Origin of the sequence: Erysipelothrix larvae, assembly GCF_001545095.1 — a bacterium.
Classification (GTDB): Bacteria; Bacillota_I; Bacilli_A; order Erysipelotrichales; family Erysipelotrichaceae; genus Erysipelothrix; species Erysipelothrix larvae.
On sequence record NZ_CP013213.1, the window covers coordinates 160,224 to 186,594 of the forward strand.

The 26,371-nt window shown below is 37.8% G+C and carries 27 protein-coding genes; 14 read left to right on the top strand and 13 right to left on the bottom strand.

What is annotated here, in order from left to right:
• Positions 1-32 precede the first annotated feature (32 nt).
• The 5 genes from AOC36_RS00795 (at position 33) to AOC36_RS00815 (ending at position 3,025) form a co-directional block, all read left to right on the top strand.
• Entirely contained in the window at positions 33-689 is a 657-nt protein-coding gene (locus tag AOC36_RS00795; protein ID WP_067630062.1) for a potassium channel family protein, read from the top strand.
• 141 nt (positions 690-830) lie between these two features.
• A complete protein-coding gene (locus AOC36_RS00800) occupies positions 831-1,280 on the top strand; it encodes a hypothetical protein (RefSeq protein ID WP_335338931.1) in 450 nt (149 codons plus the stop codon).
• Positions 1,281-1,425: 145 nt separating this feature from the next.
• Positions 1,426-1,830, top strand: a complete 405-nt coding sequence (locus tag AOC36_RS00805) for a hypothetical protein (protein WP_067630064.1) — start codon at positions 1,426-1,428, stop codon at positions 1,828-1,830.
• Positions 1,831-1,839: 9 nt separating this feature from the next.
• Positions 1,840-2,310 (top strand): DnaJ domain-containing protein, encoded by a 471-nt coding sequence (locus AOC36_RS12605; RefSeq protein ID WP_067630066.1) that lies wholly within the window; start codon positions 1,840-1,842, stop codon positions 2,308-2,310.
• A 10-nt stretch (positions 2,311-2,320) separates the two neighbouring features.
• Positions 2,321-3,025: a GntR family transcriptional regulator gene (locus AOC36_RS00815; RefSeq protein ID WP_067630068.1), complete on the top strand. Its 705-nt coding sequence runs from the start codon at positions 2,321-2,323 to the stop codon at positions 3,023-3,025.
• A gap of 119 nt (positions 3,026-3,144) precedes the next feature.
• On the opposite strand, the gene AOC36_RS00820 is transcribed toward AOC36_RS00815, so the two are convergent.
• From AOC36_RS00820 to tnpA, 7 genes are all read right to left on the bottom strand, one after another.
• The gene (locus tag AOC36_RS00820) at positions 3,145-4,032 is read right to left on the bottom strand and encodes a sensor histidine kinase (protein ID WP_067630070.1); all 888 of its coding nucleotides are present in this window, start codon (positions 4,030-4,032) and stop codon (positions 3,145-3,147) included.
• A 10-nt stretch (positions 4,033-4,042) separates the two neighbouring features.
• Positions 4,043-4,780 (bottom strand): ABC transporter permease, encoded by a 738-nt coding sequence (locus AOC36_RS00825; RefSeq protein ID WP_067630073.1) that lies wholly within the window; start codon positions 4,778-4,780, stop codon positions 4,043-4,045.
• 12 nt (positions 4,781-4,792) lie between these two features.
• Entirely contained in the window at positions 4,793-5,536 is a 744-nt protein-coding gene (locus AOC36_RS00830) for a hypothetical protein (RefSeq protein ID WP_067630077.1), read from the bottom strand.
• A complete protein-coding gene (locus AOC36_RS00835; protein ID WP_067630080.1) occupies positions 5,520-6,443 on the bottom strand; it encodes an ABC transporter ATP-binding protein in 924 nt (307 codons plus the stop codon). The genes AOC36_RS00830 and AOC36_RS00835 overlap by 17 nt, the downstream gene beginning before the upstream one ends.
• A gap of 77 nt (positions 6,444-6,520) precedes the next feature.
• Positions 6,521-7,189 (bottom strand): response regulator transcription factor, encoded by a 669-nt coding sequence (locus tag AOC36_RS00840; protein WP_067630083.1) that lies wholly within the window; start codon positions 7,187-7,189, stop codon positions 6,521-6,523.
• Positions 7,190-7,500: 311 nt separating this feature from the next.
• Positions 7,501-8,634 carry an IS200/IS605 family element RNA-guided endonuclease TnpB gene (gene tnpB, locus AOC36_RS00845; protein ID WP_067630086.1) on the bottom strand — a complete coding sequence of 378 codons (1,134 nt, stop codon included), beginning with the start codon at positions 8,632-8,634 and terminating at the stop codon, positions 7,501-7,503.
• A complete protein-coding gene (gene tnpA / locus AOC36_RS00850; protein ID WP_067630089.1) occupies positions 8,631-9,035 on the bottom strand; it encodes an IS200/IS605 family transposase in 405 nt (134 codons plus the stop codon). Before tnpA ends, tnpB begins: the two co-directional genes overlap by 4 nt.
• 322 nt (positions 9,036-9,357) lie before the next feature.
• Between tnpA and AOC36_RS00855 the strand changes: the two genes are divergently transcribed.
• From AOC36_RS00855 to AOC36_RS00870, 4 genes are all read left to right on the top strand, one after another.
• On the top strand, positions 9,358-9,960 hold the full coding sequence (locus AOC36_RS00855) for a histidine phosphatase family protein (protein ID WP_067630092.1): 603 nt from the start codon (positions 9,358-9,360) through the stop codon (positions 9,958-9,960).
• 253 nt (positions 9,961-10,213) lie between these two features.
• Positions 10,214-11,035 (top strand): ZIP family metal transporter, encoded by an 822-nt coding sequence (locus tag AOC36_RS00860; protein WP_067630095.1) that lies wholly within the window; start codon positions 10,214-10,216, stop codon positions 11,033-11,035.
• A gap of 56 nt (positions 11,036-11,091) precedes the next feature.
• Positions 11,092-12,537, top strand: coding sequence for a glycoside hydrolase family 1 protein (locus tag AOC36_RS00865; protein ID WP_335338932.1), 1,446 nt, complete (start codon positions 11,092-11,094; stop codon positions 12,535-12,537).
• An 86-nt stretch (positions 12,538-12,623) separates the two neighbouring features.
• On the top strand, positions 12,624-13,202 hold the full coding sequence (locus tag AOC36_RS00870) for a YdcF family protein (RefSeq protein WP_067630103.1): 579 nt from the start codon (positions 12,624-12,626) through the stop codon (positions 13,200-13,202).
• 216 nt (positions 13,203-13,418) lie between these two features.
• Here the strand turns inward: AOC36_RS00870 and AOC36_RS00875 are convergent, their stop codons facing one another.
• Positions 13,419-15,629 (bottom strand): hypothetical protein, encoded by a 2,211-nt coding sequence (locus AOC36_RS00875; RefSeq protein WP_067630114.1) that lies wholly within the window; start codon positions 15,627-15,629, stop codon positions 13,419-13,421.
• Between the two features lie 943 nt (positions 15,630-16,572).
• A complete protein-coding gene (locus AOC36_RS00880) occupies positions 16,573-17,766 on the bottom strand; it encodes a coenzyme F420-0:L-glutamate ligase (protein WP_067630115.1) in 1,194 nt (397 codons plus the stop codon).
• A 420-nt stretch (positions 17,767-18,186) separates the two neighbouring features.
• Here AOC36_RS00880 and AOC36_RS00885 point away from each other — a divergent pair, with 420 nt between their 5' ends.
• The 5 genes from AOC36_RS00885 (at position 18,187) to AOC36_RS00900 (ending at position 20,420) form a co-directional block, all read left to right on the top strand.
• Complete coding sequence (locus tag AOC36_RS00885) at positions 18,187-18,378, top strand: hypothetical protein (protein ID WP_067630116.1); 192 nt, start codon at positions 18,187-18,189, stop codon at positions 18,376-18,378.
• Between the two features lie 265 nt (positions 18,379-18,643).
• Positions 18,644-18,922, top strand: a complete 279-nt coding sequence (locus tag AOC36_RS00890; RefSeq protein ID WP_067630117.1) for a hypothetical protein — start codon at positions 18,644-18,646, stop codon at positions 18,920-18,922.
• Positions 18,923-18,937: 15 nt separating this feature from the next.
• Positions 18,938-19,633, top strand: a complete 696-nt coding sequence (locus tag AOC36_RS00895; RefSeq protein WP_157777112.1) for a hypothetical protein — start codon at positions 18,938-18,940, stop codon at positions 19,631-19,633.
• Between the two features lie 91 nt (positions 19,634-19,724).
• Positions 19,725-19,880, top strand: coding sequence for a hypothetical protein (locus tag AOC36_RS12115; protein ID WP_157777113.1), 156 nt, complete (start codon positions 19,725-19,727; stop codon positions 19,878-19,880).
• A gap of 93 nt (positions 19,881-19,973) precedes the next feature.
• The gene (locus AOC36_RS00900; RefSeq protein ID WP_067630119.1) at positions 19,974-20,420 is read left to right on the top strand and encodes a hypothetical protein; all 447 of its coding nucleotides are present in this window, start codon (positions 19,974-19,976) and stop codon (positions 20,418-20,420) included.
• A gap of 89 nt (positions 20,421-20,509) precedes the next feature.
• On the opposite strand, the gene AOC36_RS00905 is transcribed toward AOC36_RS00900, so the two are convergent.
• From AOC36_RS00905 to AOC36_RS00920, 4 genes are all read right to left on the bottom strand, one after another.
• Positions 20,510-21,607: a glycerol dehydrogenase gene (locus AOC36_RS00905; RefSeq protein WP_067630120.1), complete on the bottom strand. Its 1,098-nt coding sequence runs from the start codon at positions 21,605-21,607 to the stop codon at positions 20,510-20,512.
• A 119-nt stretch (positions 21,608-21,726) separates the two neighbouring features.
• Positions 21,727-22,740: an ArsR/SmtB family transcription factor gene (locus AOC36_RS00910; protein WP_067630122.1), complete on the bottom strand. Its 1,014-nt coding sequence runs from the start codon at positions 22,738-22,740 to the stop codon at positions 21,727-21,729.
• Complete coding sequence (locus AOC36_RS00915) at positions 22,737-24,515, bottom strand: ABC transporter ATP-binding protein (protein ID WP_067630124.1); 1,779 nt, start codon at positions 24,513-24,515, stop codon at positions 22,737-22,739. The genes AOC36_RS00910 and AOC36_RS00915 overlap by 4 nt, the downstream gene beginning before the upstream one ends.
• Entirely contained in the window at positions 24,508-26,235 is a 1,728-nt protein-coding gene (locus tag AOC36_RS00920) for an ABC transporter ATP-binding protein (RefSeq protein WP_067630125.1), read from the bottom strand. The genes AOC36_RS00915 and AOC36_RS00920 overlap by 8 nt, the downstream gene beginning before the upstream one ends.
• Between the last annotated feature and the right edge of the window lie 136 nt (positions 26,236-26,371).

Here is a 26,371-nt window from a genome sequence, read left to right on the forward strand (position 1 = left end):
AATAGTGGTGAAGTTACTTGGAGGACATCAACATGGTTAAATCGGTAGCGGTGTTAGGCTTGGGATTATTTGGTTCAGCGGTCGCACGTGGTCTTGCGGAAGATGGCGTCAGTGTGATTGCAGTTGATGAAAATATGGATCACGTTGAAGGTGTTATGGATGCAGTGGACAATGCAGTTCAAGCAGACTTTACAAAGCTGGATCAGTTAAAAGAAACCGGTGTGGGGAGTGTTGATATCGGGATTGTCGCGACAGGTGAGAAACTTGAAATCACAATCCTGGGCATCATGAACTTAAAAAAACTGGGTGTTGAGCACGTAATTGTGAAAACAAAGAATGCCAACTACAAAGAAGTGTTGTTAAAAGTAGGGGCATCGCGTGTTGTTTTGCCTGAAGTAGAAATGGGAAGACGCCTTGCGAATGAGCTTGCAAGTGCAAATGTACTTGAAGCCTTTAAGCTGGATGATCGGTATCATTTAGTGGAGATATGCGTGTTGGATAAGTGGGTAGGACATCGCATTAATGAACTTCACTTTAGAAAGAAATATGATTTCAATATTATTGCGATTAAATCACAAGGATTACCGACATTTGATGCTCAAATAGATCCAACCTATGTAATTCAAGATAAAGATTTATTTTTAGTTCTGTCTGAAAACAAAAATTTAAACGAGAACTTACATTTTTAGTTGAATGTTTGAAATATTGCATCATGCCTGTGATAATCTTATGATTTATCACAAATCCAACTAAAATATTCGTTGAAATAAGGGCGAAATAGTCACTAAAAACCTTTGTTAGTGTTACAATTCTATTATGGAGGATTCATTATGAAAAAAGTAAAAGCATTACGTTTTATCTTTAGAAATGGACAAGCTTGGAATGTTGATTTAGAATTTGTTGGGGATCTTTGGATTAAGCAAGTAACCACAAGCTTTGGCCGTATCAATGGGGGAGAATTCACAGAGATCTATCCATGTCAATCTTTCAAGATTGAGATATTCCCTGAAGCTGATGCAGGTCAAACAACAGATATCAACTCTGGTGTTTTAGAAATCGGAATGTCAAACCGTGCTGACCGTTATGCAGATATTGAAATGATGGACATGATTTATGATGATGATTCAATTAACGAACGTCGTGTCTATTTCCCATTCAAAGCGCAAGACGCAGATGGTAATGACAACTTATATCAATCATCAAAAGTAACCAGTGATGGTCGCTTGTTTATTGTGATTGACCCAGAGAAAACTGTTGACGATATCTATCCAAATGTATAGTTTATGAACCAGAGATTTCTTATTCTGGTTTTTTTGGGGAAGAACGTGAATTAAGTGTGTGAAGTTATGTAAAGTAGCCATTTTACCTAAGATTTATAATGAATTAATGATATAATTACTAGCATGGATTAGAAGGTGATTTATTATGGGTAAATGGCAAGCAAAACTTCAGTCATTTATGAAAGGTCGTTATGGGCCAGATATCTTATCACGTGACTTAACGTGGTTAGCATTAGCATTAATACTTGCGAATATATTTATTCGCTTCCAATATATGCCAGTGATTGTATTGGTTATTATATTGATTGGTTACTTAAGAATGTTTTCAAAAAATTACTCTAAACGTTATAATGAAAACCGTATTTACATGAATGCGCGCGTGAAAATAACACGTCCAATTGGCAAGTTTTTCAAACGCATTAAGGATTTGCCGAAATATAAGTATCTTAAGTGTCCAAACTGCAAGCGCGAAATGCGCGTACCAAGAGGGAAAAAACAGATTGTTGTTACATGTCCACAGTGTCGAACAAAATTCGATGCAAAATCATAGGAGTGTTTGATGTCACAAAAAGATTATTATAAGACATTAGGTGTTGCAAGAGATGCAACACAGGATCAGATAAAAAAGGCATATCGAAAAATGGCACAAAAGTACCATCCAGATGTCAATAAAGCACCAGAAGCTGAAGCAATCATGAAAGAAGTGAATGTTGCTTATGATGTGTTGTCCGATCCAAACAAGAAAGCACAGTATGATCAATTCGGATCTTCTGGACCTAATTATGGTGGATACCAACAAAGGCCAGGTGGAAATGGACAACAGTACACCGGAGGTTATTCAAGTTTTGAAGACCTTTTTGCAGAAATGTTGCGCCAACAACAAGCGCGTCAATACCAACAAACCCAATATCGTCGGACAACAAATCAACGGCCTACGACTTTGGGTGGACTAATATTTAGAATGTTGTATGCAATGTTTGTATTGCAGATTATTCTGAATATACTTTCGTTTTTCTTTAGATTAATATAGGAGGATTATTATGAGACATGCCCCGTTATATATACAAATTGCGGAACAGTTAAGAAGTGATATCATTGATGGTAAGTATCCACTTGGAAGTCTACTTCCAACTGAGATTCAACTTGAACAAATGTTCCAAGTGAGTAAAATTACCATACGAAATGCAGTCAAGATTTTAACTGAAGAGGGATATGTAACAAAAAAGAGTGGGGTAGGGACAAGAGTAGTAAAAAATAATATACTGTCGCAATTAGAACACGTAGCTTCTTTTTCTTCAATTCTCGCAAGTGAAGCCAACACATCAATTCAACGTTCATCATTGGATGTTGTTGAAATAGATGAATCGCATGAATATTTCCCAATCTTTGGGAATCGATACAGGAAGTTCAAGAAGTATTACTATAATGAAGGCGTATTAGTTGCAGCGTTTGTTTATTCATTTCAATACTTTGATTTTGATGAAGATGATCAAATGAAGCTCGACCAAATGACATTGCATGAGTTTCTTGCGTCAAAGAACTATGATGCTTATAAGGTACGAGATGAATTTGTCATTATACATCGCAGTGAAAACTCAGAAGCTCAAGAAGTATTTGAAGCGGATGTCGATCTGTTGTTGAAACGTGGTCGCACTGTATTAAACCATCATGGTATGATTATTGGATTCCATACAGGATATATTGATACACAAACATATCCTTATGTTGTAGAGTTTGAAGCATAATAAAGGGCAGTGTCTACGGATGCTGCTTTTTTTATGGAAGTTTGTTAATATCCCAGTGCCACATAATCCAGAGTATTAAGCGATGTTCAATGTATAAAAAAAACGACATTGTGTCGTTTCTATCGAACATAGAGTGTCAGTGTAAATGTAATTTCATCATTACTTTGATGTGCTGAAAGCGCCATATCCATCGATTTTGCTAACTCATAAGCAATAGAGAGGCCAAGACCGCTTGAGGCGTTGGATCTATCTTTGCTATTACGGTATGTGCGATCAAAGATTCGGTTTAGATCAAGAGATTCAGAGGCTCCTTTATTTACAAATGAGATATTAAGCGTGCGTTCTGAAGTTCTTATCGTGGAAATCGAGAAATATTGACTCCCATGATTTAATGCGTTCTTAATAAGATTACTGATAATACGATTGAATGCTGCAACATCAAAGTCGCCTGTGATGGCATCGTCACCGATATTGATTTCAATGGACTCGAAGTGTTGATTTAAGGAATCATAATAAAGTGCGAGGTTTTCTTGCAGTATCCGATTTGGATTCTGTGGCTCAATCGACAGTGGGAATTCATCAGAGCTGAGCTGACTGAGCATATAAAAGTCTTCAACATGGTTGTTTAATACTTTAATACGTTTTTCTACGAGGCTGAGTCGTTCTTTGTCTTTGTCTGATAAATTACTGTCTTGGACTATTTGAATATAACCAAGCATGGATGTAAGGGGAGTTCTGAAATCATGTGCGATTGATGTCGTCATTTGCTGTAGTTGTTGCAGCATCCGATCGTTGTATTGTATCAAGTCATAATATTCTGATAAAAGATTATTCAGTTCATAAACAAGGTTGTTTAGGGATGGTTCATTATCCATAATTTGAATCGGTGAAAGTGTCTTGAAATTTCGCGATACATTGATCTGCTTTGCAAGACCTCTTATTTCATGTGAAAGGATTATGTAAACAAGAATACCACCAATCAATAATCCGATAATGAACAAAATCATAAAAACCCTCCTAGCTTAGGTCGCTTTGTTTTAAGAAGCAAGTTGAAAGTGCACTTGAAGTAAGTACAACCAGTAATAGAACTGCAATAAAGAGTGTTGGTGAGACTTCTTGACTTCCAACTCTGATTTGGGCGAGCATTGAACTCAGGGTAACGGTAGATAATTCTTTAAGTGGCTCAAACAACTCAATAAATCGTGAAAAGAGATAGTTTAGCCACCCAGTTGTGATAAGAATATAGCCAACAATACTTAAGGCAGTGTTTTTGAAACGGTAAACAACAACCGATGTGATTGCACTAAAACCAATAATAGAGGCAAAGGTATAGCCACCAATTCTAACAAGCATCTGTAAAAGTTTCATATCATAGGGGGAAAATCTTCCACCAAAGAGAAGATATATCCCTATGAAAATAAATCCGTGAATAAGGGCTACAAATCCTGTAAAGAGCGTCATCACGATGAGTTTTGAACTCACAACTGTTGCGTGTGATTTTCCAGTGCTCACAAGATTCCCCAATGTATTTGCTTTGAAATCATCACAATATACTGCCGAAAATGCATGTGCACTGATGATAAGGGAAACAAATTGAAGCGCATTGATTCCTTCAAGAAGTATTTGCTCTCCACTTTCAAATGTCGAAAGGACAACGGTCACAAAGAGAAATAAGCCAATCCAAACACCATAGTATATTTTCGTTGATCGTTTATGTGACAGACGATAAAGTTCTGCATGAATTGTTTGAATCACAACCGGCCTCCTTTAAACAGAAATTTCCTTTTTGTTGAAGAGGAATGTTGATATTGAGATGGATACCAAGACGTAGGCTGCCATGATTCCAAAGAATTGAACATTAAGACTAAGATCAGGTCCAGATCCCATAAGATTCATAATTTGCTCTGTAATTGAAAATTGCATTGCTTCATCCAAAAACGGAATGATATTTCTTACCATATTCAAGATATTGTAAACAAAACCTAAGTTAAAGAAGAGATAGAGTGCAACACTGATCGTTGAGGATTGAAACTGTAGCAAGACAATTGAAGATAGGGTTGCATAGGCAACAGAACTTGCAATGACACACACCAAGAATTTTAACAACCCTTGAACCAGTATAAGTTGGGTTCCTTCAAAACTACCACCATAGTAAACATATAGCCCACCATACACTAAGACAAGTCCGATAAAGACTGTAACAGTATGAATTACAAATAGGAGTACTTTTGATAGGATGAGTGCAGTGCGCGATAAACCTGTACTAATTGTGTTGGCATATGTTTTTGATGCGATATCATCACAGTATACTGCTAAGAATACTTGAGTTGTTACAAAGAGTGAAACGACTTGGACCAATCCAAATCCGAGTTCAAGGAAGAAAGTTGGGGAATCAACATTAACTAAAAGTAGCATGATGCCCACAAATGCAGCAACCAAGACACCGTAGTAAATATAGGTGGAACGTTTGCGAGCGAGTCGATAGAGTTCAGCTTTAATGTATTGAAGCATCGCTTGGTCCTCCAATCAGATTAAGGAAGTAGTCTTCGAGACTGGCTTCATTGGTCGAAATTTGATACAGTGTGATTCCATTGCTCACCATTAAGTTGTTAATAATATTTGGTTCGTGAACATAATCATTAAGAATGATTGTTTTATCATCAAAGACACGGAAATTGGTTGTATTTGCTTCTTCTTCAAGGAGTATAGAAGCTTTCGCAACATTATCGACGACAATCTTCAAAGAACTGCGGGTTCTCTCATGGAGTTCTTGAGCTGTAATTTCTTCAATAAGTTTTCCTTTTTCAATAAATCCAAAACGAGTTGCCATTAATCCGAGTTCACCTAAAATGTGGGATGAAACAACGAATGTGATACCAATTTCTTTATTGAGGTGTTGAATGAGTTTCCTAAAGTCAGCAATCCCTTGTGGATCAAGTCCATTAACGGGTTCGTCCAGAATAATCACCTTAGGCGATCCCATCAACGCATTCGCAATTCCAAGTCTTTGCTTCATACCCATTGAGTAGGATTTAAAGGGTTTTTTCACCCCTGCCAAATCAACAAGCTTTAAGACACGATCAATTTCTGTTTTATCTTGAATCCCTTTGAGAAGTCTAAAGTAGTTGAGATTATCATAGGCATTCAAATAGGAGAAGAAGCTAGGCCCGTTCATGAATCCAATATTGTGTCTTCCAACGCGAAGCCCTGAATCGGATGGATCACCAAACAATGCGATATCCCCATTTGTTGGTTGTGTGAGTCCCATTAAAAGTTTAAAGAGTGTTGACTTACCGGCACCATTTCGACCGATAAGACCGTAGATGTCACCAAATTCAAGGGATAGTGAGACGTTGTTTACCGCTGCATAATCACCATAATTTTTCGTGAGATTGTGTGTTTTTATAACTGTTGTCATAATATGTCACCTTTCTTTCATGGGAAAAGTATAGCAATGAAAGTTTAAATTCATTGTAAGTAAGTCTTAAATAAGTCTTAAATCGATAATTTATAGCCTAAACCCCAAATTGTGTCGATTGATATTTTCGCATTATGGTCTGCAAGTGTTTTTCGAAGGCGTGAGATATGAACGGACAAGGTATTATCGTCACCATAATAGGTGTCCTCCCATATCTGTTCGTAGAGTGTTGCTTTTGTGAAGACACGATTAGGGGCACGCATCATGAAAACAAGAAGTTCTTGTTCTTTGAGCGTGAGTGTCAAAGGCGCATCATCACAAAAAAATGTACGGGATGCTTCATGATAAGTGACATTATTAACACGAATTACTTCTGGTAAGACTTCTTTGGGTGAACGTTTTCGTAGTTGAACTTGAACGCGGGCTAAGACTTCCCGATTATCAAAAGGTTTAGTAATATAATCATCTGCTCCAAGTTCTAGAAGGTTTACACGATTTGAGACATCCGAGAGCGCGGATATGATAATGAAAGGGGATGTTGTTAAAAGGCGTGCCTGTTGAATTACTTCAGCTCCAGAAAGGCCGGGGAGCATTAAGTCCAAGAGCACACAATCAAAAGAATCAGATTCTATAAGACGCAGTGCTTCAGTGCCTGAGTAGGCTTGGGTTATCGTGTAGTGTGGTGAAAGTAATTCAAAGAGCAATTGGTTTATTTCATTATCATCTTCTACGATTAGGATGTTCATATGATCCCTCCCATTTTATTAATATCATAGCATTTCATCAGGATGCTTTCAACGCTTGTGTTGGTGTGATTGGATAAATATCAGGGATGAATTTAGACGCATACGTACAATCAAAGAAAAGGTTAAGCTATTGATTCATATCGCTTTATCAAGATGTGTGACTATGGAGTGAACTACCCGCCACTAAGCATACGCTCGAAGTGGGGGCTTCTTGAGAACAAAGCAAACTTAATCGACATTCCTGTCGACCAGCGGTCACTTTTATTTATCAAGCTATCCCCGATGTCCCATCGGTTTATTGTTTTTCATTCTTAGGATTGATGCGAAAGTCTTAATCCTTCATTCAGGATATTGATGCTTGCATTCAAATCACGATCGTGTGTGATGTTGCAGTTGGAACATTCCCATTGACGTATCTCCATTGGTTTCTTTCCATCATTATGTCCACAGTGAGAACACAGTTGACTGGACGGATACCAGGAATCAATCTTGATTACTTTTTTCCCATACCAATCGGCTTTGTATTCGAGCTTTGCCACAAATTGTGACCACGACACATCTGCAATACTCTTTGAAACCCGCTTCGTCTTCATCATTTCTTTAACTTTTAAGGTTTCTATACAGAGCACATCATGGTTCTCGATTAGCTCCTTACTCACCTTGTTTAAGAAATCATTGCGTCGATTTGCGATCTTCTCATGGATTCGTGCGACTTTTAACTTTTGCTTTTGGTAATTCTTGGCTTCACTCAGCGGGACACCCCGTTTCTTTGCCTCCCTTTTACGTTTTGATAACTTACGTTGTTCTCGTTTCAGTGTTTGTGCTTCTTGGTTCGTGAATCGTGGGTTTGGAATCTGTGTTCCATCAGAGAGCACCGCAAAAGCAATCAATCCAAGATCAATCCCAACCTCAGACCCCGTCTTAGGTAGGTGCTCGATTGTTTCTTCGACTAAGAGTGAGACGTGATAGATTCCTGTTGTACTCCTTGATATCGTTGCGGATTTAATATCACCTTTTGGGTGACGATGCATCTTGATTCTTACAAGACTCTTAAGTTTTGGCAGTTTAAGGTATTTATGATCTTTAATGGATATTGTTCCTTTTTGATTGTTTGTGGTATAGGACTGCTCCATTTTTCTTGATTTATACTTTGGCTCACCTACCTTTGGATCTCGATAACAATTCTTAAATGCTCGGTCAAGATTCAATTGTGCATTCGCTAAGGCAAGACTGTCTACTTCCTTCAAATAAGGGTAATCTTCCTTATACTTTGCAGGTGTTGGAATTTTATCGTTTGTTGGAAGTCCGTTTCGATAATCCTCATTCATTTGAAGCCGCTCTTCAAGCATGAGGTTATACGTCTTACGAACACAACCAAACGTTTTTGCGAAAAAGATGATTTGCTCTTGGTTTGGATAAATTCTAAACCTGTAGGCACGTTTCATCGCTTTTCCCCCTGTGTCTCAATATACTGTTTCAACACTTCTAGAGGAGCACCACCAACAGAAATAAAGCAGAAACTCTTTGAGCAAAAAGCATCTTTCCAAAGGGATGCTTTCACTTTTGGAAATTCTTTCTTAATCAAGCGACTGCTTGCACTTTTGTAAGCATTGATAAACTTGCTAAGTGGTGTATTTGGATGGGCTTTGAATAGAATATGAACATGGTCAACATCATGATTCCATTCAATACAGGTGATATTGTAGTTTGGAGCAATGGAAACAAAGATTTCATGAGCCCGTTTCGAAATTGAATCGTTGATGACTTTTCTGCGATATTTTGTGACAAAAACCATATGATATGTCAATAAAAACACAGAATGAGCATTATTGTCTAAAACCTGCATATTATGCACTCCCCTTACATTTCTACTGACTATATTATATCATGATTTAAGGGTTAAAGACAGCCAATTCATCCCCCACTTATAGAAGTCGGAGACTTCTTGGCATTTCTGTTAAATATCGTTTGAGCCTGTATAGAATCCCGGACTCATCCTATATATTATTAACTTATCAAACGTAATGTTGATAAAAAAGAGGAGCAAATAAAAATAATAGCGGTTTTAAGGTGAACTTATAAAAGAATTAAGGGGTTAGGAAATCGATTATCCGGTGATTTTGGTTGATATTTTAGTGTATAATGAATGCAAGAGAAGTAAAGCAAAGATGAAAATTGTATTAGTTAGACATGGTTATACTGTTGGAAATGATTTAGGGCTCTATACAGGATGGTCCAATACATTGTTATCTGAGAAGGGAATTGAGGAGTTGAAAGGATATCGAGATGAATATGATTATCCAAAGACAGATCGCTATTATACCTCGGATTTACAACGTACCATTGACACCTTTAAGTTACTCTATGGTGAAGAAACACCAATCACAGAATCTACATTTGCATTTCGTGAAATTAACTTTGGGGAATACGAAGATGTTCGTTGGGACAAAGTAGCGACACCTTACAACGATAACTATGTTAAGAATCAACCCCATGTTCAAGGAGAAACAATTTCTCAAGTAAGCTTAAGATTATTTGGGAAATTAACAGCTGTGTTGTGTGAAATGATTGATAATAATGAAGATTCCGTGACCATAGTATGTCACTCAGGCGTTATTCGTACCATTCTTATGTTCTTGATGCCTTGCTCATTTGACAATTATTATGATATTGAGACACATAATGGATTAGGGTATATTCTAAATATTGATTTTGATGAGAAGAATCATTATATAACATTAAATGATTTTGAAGCAATTCGTAAAAAGTAAATGAATGGTGGTCTGCTTGGTTTGGGCGGACCTTTTTTGATTAATGAAACGTCGCATCATAATTGCGCTTAAGGTGTGGGCAAAACACGTGAACGTGCGCGATATGCTCCTTATTGATGCCTAAGACAGAAATCAATAAGATGAGAGTGGTTTCGTACGGGATATCCTATAAAAAAAATCATTGAAATGCACGAGTTTATCACCATAAGAAGCGTCTTCCATGTATAATAATAACGTATAAGGAGATTTAATCATGATTGATAAGATAAGTACTCTGGACCCGATATTGTTGGCGTTAATGGCAACTCTATTTACGTGGGGTGTCACCGCATTAGGCGCTGCACTTGTGTTTTTCTTTAAGCAGATTAATGCGAAAGTATTGAATACAATGTTAGGTTTTGCATCAGGGGTTATGATTGCAGCAAGTTTTTGGTCACTCTTAGCACCATCCATTGAGATGGCAGAAGGACTTGGTTATATTCCATGGTTAGTTGCGGCAATTGGATTTATGGCTGGAGGCTTATTTTTACTCGCAACGGATAAACTCTTACCGCACTTACATATGAATCATGATACACGTGATGCTGAAGGGATTAAAACCAGTTGGCAACGAAGTGTATTATTAGTACTTGCAATCACGCTTCATAACATACCAGAAGGTTTGGCTGTGGGTGTGGCATTTGGTGCTGCAGCAAGTGGCGCTTCAACAGCAACAGTTGGGAGTGCAATTGCGCTTGCAATTGGGATTGGGCTTCAAAACTTTCCAGAAGGCGCAGCGGTTTCGATCCCCTTAAGACGTGAAGGATTTTCACGATGGAAAGCCTTTGTCTATGGACAAGCATCAGGAATTGTAGAACCAGTTGCTGGGGTATTGGGGGCACTTCTTGTTACAGTGATGCAACCCATTCTTCCTTTTGCACTCGCATTTGCAGCAGGAGCTATGATCTATGTTGTCGTTGAGGAATTGATTCCAGAAGCACAAAGTGCAAAGGACACATCACACTCTGACCTTGCAACAATGGGTGCAATGATTGGATTTTGCATCATGATGATTCTTGATGTGGCACTTGGGTAATAAATTTCATAAATTTAGGGTATTATAGAGATATACACGGGAAAGTGAGGAATATGATGAATAAGAAAACAAATAGGTTCCCTGAGAACTTTTTATGGGGTTCAGCATCAGCTGCTTATCAAGTAGAGGGTGCATATAATGAAGATGGTAAAGGGCCTTCAGTTTGGGATAACTTTACACGCATTGAAGGGAAAACCTTCAAGGGAACAAATGGTGATATCGCTGTAGATCATTATCACCGTTATAAAGAGGATGTTCAGTTAATGAAGGAACAAGGCCTCAAGGCATATCGTTTCTCAGTAGCATGGAGTCGCGTCCTTCCTACAGGGCGTGGCGAAGTAAATGAGATGGGAATTGAGTTCTACAACAATCTCATCGATGAGTTAATTGCAAATGATATTACTCCAGTACTCACAATTTATCACTGGGATTTACCACAAGCTTTATATGATGAGTACCAAGGGTGGGAAAGCAGAAAGATTATAGAAGACTTTACAAACTACGCGAAACTACTCTTTGAGCGCTTTGGTGACCGTGTAAAATATTGGGTTTCACTGAATGAGCAAAACATCTTTGTAATGCATGGCTATTTAATGGGTTCACACCCTCCAGGATATAAAAATCCAAAACTTGCATTCCAAGTTAACCACCACGCAAACCTTGCGAATGCCTCTGTAATTAATGCATACCATGAAGGTGGATACCAAGGGAAAATTGGACCAAGCTTTGCATATGGTCCAGTGTATCCGAAAGATTGTGATCCAAAAAATGTCTTGGCGCATGAAAATGCAAAAGCACTTCAAAATGATTTCTGGACTGATGTTTATGTGTGGGGACGCTATCCACGTCTTGTGATGAATCAGTTGAAAAAGGTTGGTTTGGATTTTGAAGTAACTGAAGCCGATCAAAAACTTCTTGAATCTGCAAAACCAGACTTTATGGGAATTAATTACTATCAATCAGGTACTGTTGAAATGATGCCTTTAGATGAAGTTCTAGAACAATCGAAACCAAACTACGAAGGAAAAAAAGGAACAACAAAGAGTACAGGACTACCTGGGTTCTTTAAAACGACTCCAAACCCATATTTAGAAACAACAAACTGGGATTGGGCAATTGATCCGATTGGGCTTCATATTTCTCTGCGCCGTCTTTATGAACGCTATGATTTACCACTCCTCATTACTGAAAATGGACTCGGGGAGTATGATAAATTAGAAGAAGGCGATAAAGTGCATGATGGCTATCGTATTGATTATCTTAAGAAACATTGCCTGGCAATTCACGATGCGCTAGAGGAAGGAATTCCAGTTTTAGGCTATTGCACTTGGAGTTACACGGACTTGTTGAGCTGGCTTAATGGTTATCAAAAACGCTATGGCTTTGTATTTGTAAACCGTGAAGAAGCTGAAGGCAGTGACTTGAGACGAATTAAGAAGGATAGTTACTTCTGGTATCAAGATGTAATTGCGACAAATGGATCAAATCTGTTTGAAGACTAATCACATAAATTAACACTAAAAGGAGGCGAAAGTCTCTTTTTCTTCATTAGACTATTATATATAATATACGAAGAAGAGAGGGACTTATGAAAAAGAAACTAAAACGCATTCTTATTGGATTTATCAGTCTTGGCATAATATATGGCTTGTTTATATTCGGGCTTATTTTGAGTACATATCGTGAAGTGCCTCCTAAAGGTGTTGAAGTAATGATTGTTTTAGGTGCAAGAGTAAAAGGAGAAAATCCCGCAATACCTACGCGTGTCTTACAAGAACGTCTCGATACAGCGTACCAATACCTCGTGGATAACCCTGAAACGGTTGTGATTGTAACAGGTGGACAGGGAGAAAACGAGTCAGAGCCTGAAGGTGTTGTGATGGGACGGACTTTAGTAGAGAAAGGAATCGACCCGACACGGATCTATATCGAACAGACTTCAACTTCTACAATTGAGAATATTGAAAATGCGTTGCAAATCATCAAAACGGATACAGCAATTATTGTATCCAATGATTATCATATTTATAGAGCGAAGCGAACTGCAAGAAATGCTGGTATTGAGACTGTGTATGGTCTCGCAGCACCTTCAACAACCATCGCAACATTTAGTTCGTATTTGCGAGAAATTGTTGCATTAGGATATCATTTGATTTTTTCTCATTAAAAAAGACCTCGTGATTTACGTACACCCACAATATTGCACATTGCTTAAATATGAGTACTCGAAAATGGACGATGTATTATTATTGTTAAGCTTATGAAAGGTGCATAAAAAAACGAGAGGTGATGATGCTGATAGCAGGGAAGCATCATCACCTTTCTCAATATCAACAACATGTTTTTGTTGAATCGATTCCATGAAAACACATGTTGAACGCGGTTAATTATTTTTTGTAGCTTTCTTAAGTGTATGTATATTGATTAAAAACATAATGATACCTAAGGCTATTGCTGAACCTTCAACAAATAACGCAGTATTAGTGGTTCCTGATTGTGGGAGTGATGAAACAGGTTTTTGAGTGAACGCATCGGTTGACTTAGGTGTTTCTGAATTTTGGTGTGGTGTGTCAATTTTAACTTTTGGTGTATTGTCAACTTCAGAACTTGGTGGAATATTTTGATTTCCAGAACTTGGAGGAGTATTTGTATTTCCAGAAATCGGTGGTGTTTTCTTGACTTCTGTCGTATTATCTGGAGTTGTTTTAGGATCATTATTTGGCGATTTATCTTTATCTTCAAGTGTAGGAACTTGATTCTCCTTGGTAGGTTCTTCATTATCATTATTTAATGTTTCGTTGAGTTTCCATTGAGCGGTGAAAGTGATAGGGTCAATGATCTCAAATCCATCTTCTAGCATTCCAGAACTAGGGCTAAGCCAACCAAGGAATGTATATCCATCTCGAATAGGAACAAGATTAGTGTTTAATTTACTTCCTTGGTCGAGATAAACATTGAAAGAAAGCTTCCCTGTTACATCTGCTTCATCAAGTTTTCTTGATCCGTCGTTTTGACTTGATAGGAGTGTATTAAAGAAGTCAACTGCAGATGCATCATAGATGCCTCCATTTGCATCAAAGGTAACTTTTGTGACGAGTACAAATGAGATATCAACATTATTATAAAGATTAGTATAAGGTTGAGTTACACCAGTGATGTTTTTAATATTCTCACTGTAGATTTCAGTATATAACTTATTGGTTTTTTCATCCTTAACGGTGAAACTCGAGTCGTCTATTTCCCAGGCAACGCCATTCATACCAATTTTGTTGTTTTCAAAAAGTGCTCCATCAATGTGAATTGAATCTAAACACCCATTTTCTAAGTGGATACCAGCGTCTCTTAAGGAAAAATTATCGGTAATACTACCACCTTTAATAGTCAGCTCGTTTGTATTATCCACTTTGTTGTGAGCAGCATCAAAGAAAATGCCACCACCCAAATCTGCACGGTTTAGGAGTGCTTCATCTTTAGTTGTATAATCAAATGTCGTATTACCTTGGATAGTTGTATTCTCAATAACTGTATTAGTGTTAGTGAAGATACCGCCACCACTTCCTGCGTGATTTCCGATGAATGTTGAAGCTTCAATCCATGTTGTTGGAGTATTATTACTACTCGAGAATATAGCGAGCCCTCCTCCTTGGAATAATTGACTTGGTGTGTAAGTTTTCCCAAAAAAGATATCAGGGTTTGGTATCGTATCTGACTTATTATAGGAGAATGTAGTGTTTGTAATATGTATTTCTTGGTTGTAATTTGCACCTAGTACAACAACCATTCCTCCCCCACCAGACTGAATCGCTTTATAATAGGGTGTATCAATTGATGCCGCAAACCCATATGCTATATTATTGGATAGTGTTGCATCACTTACATCTATAGGGTGAGTATCCTCAAATATATAAACTCCTCCACCTGAGCGGTATGCTGTATTATTGTTTATGATACCACTGATGTCAACCTTACCTCTATTTATTGAGATTGCCCCCCCTTTATTGGTTGCGACATTTTTCGTGAGTGTAACATCTTTCTCAACAATTAATGTACTGTTGTCTCCATCTAGAAAGATGCCCCCGCCTGATCCTGAATAGACCGAAGAAGGGGTGTATCCAGCTTTATTTTCACTAACAACAGCACCACTCTCTAAGTGGATGTATGCACCAAGACCTTCAATTGCACCTCCGTGTCCACTGCTATAGTTTTGGCGAAGTGTTGTGTTGTGCTTAATAATTAGCGACCCAAGAGTATTATTTTTTTCTTGTACTAAGATACCGCCACCTGTTGTATTGCCATCAATTATAATCCCATCAAGTGTGAGTGATGCTCCGTTAACTATAAAATGTCTTGATTTTGAAGCAACAATGATGTTCCCCATCTCTGATTGAATCGTAATATCTTTCGTGATTTCAATTGGCTTATCTAAACTGTAGTTTTTATCAATTACAAGTGTACCCCCATCTTGAGTCTGACTAACAAGATCTGCCAGAGTTGCTTCCCCAATGGCATGGACAAATGTTGGGCTGAATTCACACCCAATAAGGAATACTAAGATGAATAAATTCTTAAATATCGTTTTGATTATTTTCCTCATAGTTTTATTCTTGTGAAATAGGCCTCTTTGTTATTTCACGTTCCCTCCGCAAGGTACTATTCGCTAGGATTATAATAACTGATGCATTCACAATATAACCACTTATTTGGCTATTGTAAGGGCAGTACAAAAATAACTTACGTCGTACTGATTGCACAATATTAAGCCTCAAGTGTGTTCATAAAAAACATTGTTCATTTATTTTGAAATATTGTTTTGTATCTGGTTATTAATCCCAAGATGAAACCTTGAATCAATGATTGGCCTTACTCTGTTTAATATAAAAAAAGGATGATAGGGTAAGTAATCGACCATAGTAGTACCTAAATATATGGGATTTGATTCTGCGTACAGCTTCATCATTAAATGGTAAAAATAATTCAAATTAGATTATGATGTTATCGCTACTTGTTGTTTCTTCCCCCCTTTATTGTCGCGTATTGGTTCCCCGACCCAAACAACAAAGTCTCTGATGTTTGTTGCGTTAATTATAACATTATTTTATAGGGATGTAAGCCTATATTGGTTATTTATCAATTATTTTTATATTAAATTGTCAAAATATTGATTAATTTCGCGTGATAATCAATTTCATAGTATGTATTTTGAAATTATAGGTGAAGCAGTATGCGTTTAATGCCATTAAAAATCGCTTGATCGTTTTGTGTTTTTGGTGGTATGGTCTACTGATAGATTCCAAGACGAATCAGTGTATCTGTTTTTGAACAGCACGGACAAGGTATTGTTTTTGGATTAATTGAATTGAGAAAATTATAATATTCCTTTTGAGAAAACTGTTATCATATGCTTACTCCTTTATAGGAGGTATTGGATTGGTAGAAACTTAGGGTTTGTACCATTTTATTAACCTCGTAAACTAATAAAGAAAAATCACTTTAATACAGCACTTAATTTTAATAAAAAAACAAGACCGAAGTCTTGTTTATTCTGAAGCATAATTATCAAAGTAACCTTGGATGTGGATAACAGGGGTTCCCTTATCTCCAGAACCACTTGTTAAGTCACACAGTGATCCAATGAGGTCTACAAGACGACGCGGTGTCGTACCTTGTGCAGCCATGCTTCCAACAAGGTTGTCAGCTTTGCGATGGATTGATTCCATTATCGCATTCCGTAGCGCTTCACCAGTAAGGTCTTTAAACTCATTATCTGCAAGATATTTAAGCTTGAGTTCGTTTGGTGTTCCTTCAAGGCCTTGTGTGTAACCAGGGGCTACAGTTGGATCTGCGAGTTCCCAGATTTTACCCATTGGGTCTTTAAAAGCACCATCTCCAAAAATCATTACTTCAATGTGTTTTCCCGTTTCGTCAAGGAAACGTTTTTGAACTTGATCAACAAACGAAAACCCATCACGTGGGAAGAGTTTTACGGAATCTTCGGTCGCTTTGTTTGAACCCAAAAGACCGTATGCATCATTATACCCACTGCCATTTATTGGGGATGACAAAATATCGTCGAGTCCATAAACGGTTTTTGCACCTCCATCAAGGAGTTGTTGTTTAGTACGTGCGCGTGTATGAATATCACAAGTGAGCACGTGTTTTGTGTAGTCTAGAATTTTTGTAGCATGATTGCTGAAGATGATTGTTGCTTCACAATCCTCTTTTTCAATAACTTCTTTATAGTATGACACATAGTCCATACCTGTAAATGGATGAATCGGAGATCCAAAGTGTTCTTTAAATTGTTCGAGTGTTAGTGTATCGCTGTATGGGTTAATTTTTGCTTTATCAAGATCTTCAAAAGAAAGTAAAGCATTCCCAACTTCGTCTGATGGATAGCTAAGCATCAACACAATGTGCTTTGATCCGCGTGCAATCCCTTTTAACACAGTAGAGAATCGATTTCTTGATAAAATTGGAAATGTAATCCCAACGATTTCATCTTTGAACTTGTTATGTACGTCTTGAGCAATTGCATCAATGCTTGCATAATTGCCTTGAGCACGTGCAACGATTGATTCAGTGATACAAACAATATCACGATCGCTTATTGTAAATTGACCGCTTTCTTGAGCACTGGTAACACTGTCGACTACGATGTCAACAAGGTTGTCACCTTCTTTAATTATTGGGCAGCGAATGCCACGAGAAACTGTTCCTATTTTTCTGTCCATAATAATCTCCTCACTGAAATATTGTACCACAATCAAGGTGAGAAATTGCTAAGAAATATTGGGTATATTTGTGATTTAGTCCTTTGGTAATATCAAAAGGGGAAGAAGACACGTAAAGAGGGGTATATGATATAAATATGCTCCCACCTATAATTTATTCATACAGTTTAGGTGTACCATTAATTTGTGAAAATCTATGACACATAGTAACTTTTGAACCCAATAATTCATAATAAACTAAAATAATGCATCGGAAAGGTATAGATAAAAGAATAACTGATCATACTTTATTGTAATTGGCTGTGATGACACTTTATAATGTTATCATTGGAAGTTATTTGATCATTAGGATATTGATAAATATTATATCAACGGCCTGATTCAATTGAATTAATACGAGCCGATAGGGCGGAGGTTACGATGAAAGAAAAACAAAAAGAATATCTATTATTTATTGGAATTGATATCGTATTAATTATTTTGCTTAAGATTTTTAACTTTGATTTCTCAAATAACCTACTTCTTATATTTGTTGTTTACAGTGTGACTGGATTTATTTCGGGTATGCTTACGACATACCTATTACAAATAATCGAGTATTTTAAGAATTAAAGCTGATGTGATGTTGGAAAAATCTATGATAAAGGGATGGAAGAATCGATAGATGTCATTAATCCATCAACTCCAAATATTTAATGTCTAGATATTATGTACGTGTGTGGTGCGTTTTTTGTATCGCAGGGATGTTGGTGGTATTGAAGTTAGAGCCTGTCAAGAACATGTTTTGAAAAATAAATTAAGGGATTAAAGTAAAGAGGTGGTGACAGCTTTGCATTGATGATTTGATTTAGTGTGCTGCACCTAAAGGGAGATTTTGATGAAAAAACTAAGTTTAAAATATGATATTTTCGGTTTTACTCTTTTAGGCGTTATGAGGATAATACCTTCGAGTGGAATAGTTATTGTGGATGGAGTGATAAGGGTATTACTCCTTACATTTGGCATCCTATACTTTGTTCGCGCATACAAAGTTCAAAACGACAAAAATGTGACGGAAGTCATAACACCTACACAAAATAAGTGGGTTACACTGGTACTTTGTGGGGCAGCGATTTATGCACTCGTCACTTTATTTGTTTTAATATTTTATCAATGAAGATAAGGGGAGGGTATGATGAAGTTTATGAAACATGAGATGGTTCCATCATGTGTGGAAGCAATCTTGTTAATTACGATTGGAGTGTTGCAGGATTTAGGAATTATGTTTGAAGGGAATCGTGGCATCCCAGCAATCTTTTATGTTTGTTCGCTTCTTGCGCTTATTGGATGGGGACTTATATGGGGCAATGTACGCGATAAGGTTGCAATGATTAATCAGGGATGTCAATTGATGATATTTTGTATGTGGTGCTTTGGACCATTCTGGTTGCCACCTCAAATGTTTTTAATCGCATCGATTGTTTTCGCATGCATTGTCGTGTTTGTTGATTATATGATCTTATTTCGAAATAGGGCACACTTACATATTGAACGCTTCCAGATTAATAACGAAATTTTATATGCACAAAATCTCGTGATCGCCCCTTTGTTTTTTATCGGTGTAATGATTCGAACTTCTGTGATTACAGATATGTTTGTTGCACTCTTATTTGTGGGGTACCTTATCATGGCTAAACGCAAATGGTGGCTCTTGTCGACCGTTCAAAAGTTTGAGAACAGGAATTATACTGTTTTTGTTATGGGTATAATTGGCATTCTACAGGTTGTAATTTATGCTTATGACTTTGGGATTGTTGTTTCAGTTGTAAATATGATGGTATTTTATGCGATTTTTGATAGCAAAGAACCGCTAAAGAATTCTGTGTGATGATAATTACAGCGTTTATGTATCGCATAATTTGAACGCTGAATGTAATGTTAATGTCCCTAATTTTGGAGGGGACAGATCGGAGGAAACGATGAAGAAGAAAAACGGGATTATGATTTCAGGTATTGAAGCACTTTTACTAATAGCAATTGGAATCCTGAGATATCAAGGTGGTGGCATAATAGGCCAAAATGAAATCGTCCTGGGATTGTTGCGTTTTGGTGCGTTAGTGAGTCTCATCGTATAGTTCTATCAACATGGAAGTATTAGAAATCGTCGATTTAGAATAAATAAAACAACCCAAATTGTTATGTTTTTCTTTTTGTTTGTAGAGACAACTATGGTGAATAAAACAGTCTATTTGATTGCAAGTGTTGTTTTGGGAATGAGCATTGTGTTGTTTGACACCTTGTTTTTACGCTTCAACAAAGAAGCACTTGAAATTAATGTTAATGAACTCAATATATCTACGATATACGCACAATTTGCCTTATCAATGCCACTCTTGCTAATCAGTACTACAAATCGAGTACCATGGGGTACGGATCTTTCAGTTGCATTACTTATGATTGTTTATCTTTATATTTTCCGATCAAAATGGTGGATTTTATCCAAGGTGCAAAAACTCAAAAATCCTGCATTGACCATGGGGGTAATAGGATGTGTCGGCGTGGTTCAGGGGATGATGTATGTATTTAATATAAGGGGTATTTTCCCAATTATTAACATAGGAATTATTTACCTAATCATTGATAATATAGAACGAAAGAATGTCGCTGTATCTTAAATAAGGGTTAGTGGGTAAACACTTAAGATATACGAATAATATCAAAACAAAAAAGAGAAAACTGTAGATTTTCTCTTTTTTACATCGTGCTATGAATGATGGGTTCTTACATACTTATCGAGTGCAAATAATGCATCCGTAACATCATTTGCTGTGTAATTATGTCCCATTTGATGAATGGTTTCATTCTCTTTCGTGGCATGTTGTCCAACCTTAAGGAGTGTGTCATAGGACGCATGCTCAAGCTTCAAGTCTTTGAGTGTTGTTGGAAGATTGAGGGCTTGATAAAAGGTGATATAACGATCAAGGTCTTCCATTGGTCTTTTTTCAAGTACGAGTTGTGTCAAGGTTGTGTAGGCTACGATTTCACCGTGTGTTAGGGTTTGAATGTCACCTTGAAGTGTGCTGAATCCATTATGTATCGCATGAGCAGCAGCTAATCCACAGCTTTCAAAGCCCAGTCCACTAAGGAGTGTGTTGGCTTCCACGACGTCTTCAAAGGCTTGCGTGACGGTGTTGTTTATGCAAGCTTCCATCGCTTCAAGTCCGTATTTAAAGAGAACAGCTTCGCATTGTTTCGCAATCGCTTGAGCTGCAAGGGTTGGACTTGCACCGACCAATGTTGTGCCGTTAGCTTTGATAACGGATTGTGCTTCGACCCAGGTTGACATTGCATCTGCAATACCTGATGCGAAAAGCCTTGGGGGTGCTTTGCAGATAATCCCAGTATCCACTAAGACGAGATCAGGGCTCTTTGCGTAATGCTGATAATGGTCGATGGTACCGTCTTTGGAGTAGATTACCGATATCGCTGAGGTTGGAGCATCGGTTGCAGCAGTGGTTGGTAAAATCGCAATAGGAACATGCATTTGATTGCTGATTGCTTTTGAAACATCCAGGGTTTTACCACCACCCAGTCCAATCACACAATCGATGGATGCTTTGTGTGCGTTATCGCAAAGTGACTGGATTGCTTGCTGTGAAGATTCACCCTTGAAATGCGCCACAATGATTTGCATTCCCAATGCTTGAAGGTCTGTTTCGAGTGTTTGACCGACAAGATTATAGACAAAATCGTCGCAGACTAAGAGTGCGTTGTTTCCAAGCTCTTGAATGGCATTAAGGTGTGTTGATAATACATTATTACCTTGAATGTATCGTGATGGGCTTATAAATATACGAGACATGGTGGTCCTTTCACCTGATTAACAGGTCTACAAAAAGATGATAAATAAGTATCCGCAACTCACAAAAAGTACGTGTGTTGATGGGAGTAATAGTTCGATGGTGTTATCAATCAATTCGCTTAGTGGAACATACTTTGCGCGAAATCAAGAGCTCCAAGAAGCATCTCATTGTTGAGTTGATAATAAATACGATTGCTTGAATCTTGGGTTGTGATCGAAATAAGTTGTTCGTTGATGAGTTCTTGCATGTGGTACGAGATTGTTGCTGGGGTAAGCCCAGTCTCATTTGCAAGCTCTTTGCCGTACATTTTTTTATGGTGTAAGAGTTGGAGAATCGATGATTTGGTTGGATCTCCCAGTAATTTAAGGATTCGAGTTACACTTTCAAACGTGAGGGTGTTTCGTTTTAATACGGATGTATTCAGTAAGACACCGATAAAGATTTCTGAATCGATAAAGACACCTTGATTACAGCCAAGGATGCTTGGACTCAGTGTAATGTTTTCAGAATCATTGATTGTAATTTTATACATGTCTTTGAAGTGGTTTTTGAGGCCGGTTGATTGGTCAATTGTCTGCCACTCATGGTTGAAGTCGTTAAGGTAAGAATCAAAGTGTGTGAGATAAGGGGTGATAAAGTCGATGACTGTGTCCATGATTGATTCATACTGTGGATACAGTGTTTCAGAATTCTCATAGAAATTCATTAAATGCCATTTATCTCCGATTTCAAGATTAAGTCCTTGAATGATGTGAAAAGCAGACGCATCCTTATCGCAAGGTTCATCACTGGCGAGATCGTGGAGGTTCGTAATATATTTATACATGTCTTCCCGGATTGAATGTGATTGATTCGGGGTTTGTTCAGATCGATGTTTGGAATAGAAATAATAATAAGGGAGTAAATTATTTATTTTTAGTACATCATTTAAATCTGTAAACAGCGAGCGAATCGTTTCTTTTTCATGAAATAATGCATCGAATAGGGGCGTGGATTCGTCGTATATTGCATCAATGTTCGCTTTGAACTCTGCGTGTGTGGTGTGTGCGTAACGTTCACTGTTGTTAAGTTTTCTAAGAATGAAAGTGTAGGCTTCGAATGCTAAATTTGGTTTTGTATTAATTGTAATCATAGGTTACCTGTTTCTAATGCACCAAGCTTGCTTTGAAGGCGTGCATAGTTATAGTAGGTCCCTTTCTTTTTCAAGAGTTCTTGATGGGATCCTTCTTCAATAATTTTACCATGGTCTAAAACGATAATGCTATCGGCTTCTTTAATTGTGGACAAACGATGTGCTGCTATTAGCACAGTTTTTCGTGTTTTAAGACGGTTTAGGGCTTCTTGAATGAGTGTTTCTGACTCAGAATCTAAAGCAGATGTTGGTTCATCCATAATCAAAATCGGTGCGTCGCTCATAAAAGCACGTGCAATCGCAATGCGTTGTTTCTGACCGCCAGATATTTGATTTGCGTTTTCTCCAACCTTTGTATCGTAGCCTTGTGGTAAAGACTGGATAAATTCATGAATGTTTGCCTCTTTTGCTGCTTGTTCGACCATCGTTTGGGTGATGGAATCAGGTGGAAGTTTTGATCCCAATGCGATGTTTTCATAGATTGTACGATTAAACAAAGGTGCTTCTTGTTGAATATAAATCATATGACTTCGACACGAGTCCAGTGAGAAATCACTGAGTCTGTGATTGTTTAACTTGATGACACCTGAAGTAGGATTATAGAAACCTAAGAGTAGCTGGAAGAGTGATGATTTACCACTTCCCGATTCCCCAACAAAAGCAATGGTTTGATTGGATGGGATTTCAAGCGATAGGTCATTGAAGAGGGATTGACCTTGTGTATAGCTAAAAGTCACGTGATCAAAGGTAATCGATGGTGGGGTCATCTCATCCAGGTTAAGGATTGGATTGTGATTTCGGGTGTCTTCTTGTTGAGTGTCAATGACTTCCAAAATACGATGTGCGGAAACTGAGATTTCCACAAAGTAGTTCCAGCTTGCGCTTAAGTTACCAAAAGCATAGGAAACGTGAGGTTGAAGTCGAATTAAGACTAAGATACTTGCGAAGTCGAAGTTGTGATTGAGTGATAAATAGGCACAGATTATGAGATACGTAATTTGTGTTGCAATTGAAAGCGTGCTGTTTAATGATTCAGCAGAGATGCTATAGGTATCGGTTTTCACACTGGCATCTTTTAATCTTGTGTTTTCTTCGTGGTAAATTTTTAGAAAGTGTTCTTGAGCATTTGAGAGACGAATGGTTTCTTCATTCGATAAGATTTCAGAGATGATTCGTGTTGATGAGCTGGTAAATGCGCGCATGTGTTGGGCTGCTTTTTGGATTGATGGTGCAAATCGTGAGGATGCAAGAAAGGTAATCAATCCAAATACAATGGATACAAATCCCAAGGGAATGTTAAGGGCAAAGATTGTGATAAGAGATGCGAGCCCAGATACGAAGGGATTAATGACGCGGTAGTTGAGTCCTTGGAAGTAGAAGTCTTCGATGACTGCAGCATCACTGGTTAATCGGGCCATTAAATCGCCGGTATGTGTATCTTTAATTTCCTTTTCATCATGCGATAGGGTATTTGATACAACAATTGTTTTCAAATTATTTTCAGCTCTTAAACCACCCGCTACTGTCATCGTTTGACCACAGAGTAAAAGGGGGAGTGCAAGGATTGAAATGAGTCCTAACGTAATGAAGGGGTTCATATCAAAATGTTGAAGTGTTGCTTGTTGGACGGCAACACGAGAAAGCTCACCAATGATAAATGAGAAGAGATAATTTATGAAACCACCAATCATGCTTCCAAAAATTGAAAGAAGAAAAGCGTATGAACCAAGTTTGCTGATGCGATAAAGTGTGTGGAAAATTTTCTTCTTATTCATGAGTCAAGTCTCCTTGTTTTGTGTAGAGCTTCTTATAGAGTGCATTGTTTTTGATGAGTGATGTGTGGGTACCCTCTTCGACAACTCGACCCTTGTCAAGCACAAGAATTCGATCCATATCTTTGATGGTAGAGAAGCGGTGTGCAATGATAAGTTGTGTTTTTGTTTTTTTGTTGGACATGATAAGTTGGTCTATAGCTTGTTCGGACTCAGCATCCAAGGCAGAGGTTACTTCATCATACAAAACAATTGGGGAATCTTTGAGAATGGATCGTGCGATGGAGATACGTTGTCGTTGTCCCCCAGACAATTTCGACCCTTTCTCACCAAGATTGCTCATTAATCCATCCGGAAGTGTCTGGACAAAAGCCTCAAGATTCACTGCTTTCAATGCCTTCAATGCTTGTGCTTCATTTAGCGAAGGACAGGCAATTTGAAGGTTACTAAAGAGTGTATCCTCAAATAAATATGTGTTTTGAGAAATGATTGATAAGGTGTTTCTGAGGTGTGTCTTGTCCCAATCGTTTATGTCAACACCGTAGACCCTAATGCATCCAGAACTGGGGGTATACAGCCCGCTCAAGAGTTTAAAGATGGTTGACTTTCCAGATCCGCTGGTTCCTACAAGGCCAATGTGTTCGCCTTCAAAAAGGGTGAATGAGAGCTTGTTGAGAATTGTGGTCTCAGGAGATGTAGGGTAACTAAAGGTTACGTTGTCAAATTGGATGATGGGTTGTGATTGTGTATTTGTGGGAAGTGCAGTGCCTGATGGTTCAGAAGGTGTATCCCAAATAGGGAAAATCCGCTGCGTTGAGGCAAGGAGTTGGGGTATGTTTTGGGTAGAGTTTGAGATATCGGACAATAATCCATATGCAATTTGTGCCAGTAAAAATGTAGAAACAAGGGCGCTCACACTTAAAGTATTTGTGGAGGCTGCATAAACACCGACAATTGCAATTAGGAAGTACGGAAGGTTCATCATGACGAGTTGTGGTAGGTTCATAAGGTAAAGTTTGCTAATGCCTCGGATTCCTAATGATGCACTTTTATTTAATGCGTCTTTAAGCCAACCTAGGGTGGTGAATTTCAGTGTAAATGCTTTAATGGTGCTTCGATTTGAAAGGAGTTCTTGAATCAGGGCGTTGGTTTCTCCCATTGCATTTTTCCAAGGTACGATATTCCCGGTAGACTTGGCTACGATAAACCATCCCACCAAAAAGTATAGGGGAATTGTGATTGCGAATGCAGCCATTAAGCGCATATCAAAATACGCCATGCCAATTAATGTTATCACCAAAAGGATTGTCGAACGAATAATGGTGATGGACATTTCAGAAGCCGTTGCAATTGAGCTTAAGTCCGAACTCAGCCTCCCAATAATATCACCTTTCTCTAATGACTGAGAATAGCTAAATTCAGATTTTAAAATGGACTGCGCTGTTTTGTCTTTGAATGCAACAAGAAGTGATTGTTTCATTGTGACTTTTTGCACGTTTGATATCCAGGTTATCAATGTTTCAAGAACTGAAGCAACAATGAGAACGAGGACACCGTTTCGCATACTTTGAGAATCAAAGGCCAAAGTATGTTGTGTGATTGAGCCGATCGCACCAGTTGTGATAATGCTTAAAAGCCCAATATTTGTATAAAGTATGCACAAGTTGATGACTTTCTTGGTTTGATTACCAACTTTGATTAAACGATTGAGTGTTGATATCATGGCTGTCTCCTCTGTTGTTAGATGGATATCTAAGTTGTTGTTAAATACATCTTAATCCGATGTTTGAGATAAGTCAAGCAATTTCTAACAACTAATTAGATACTTATCTAACTATAGGGGAATGAGTCGCTTTGGT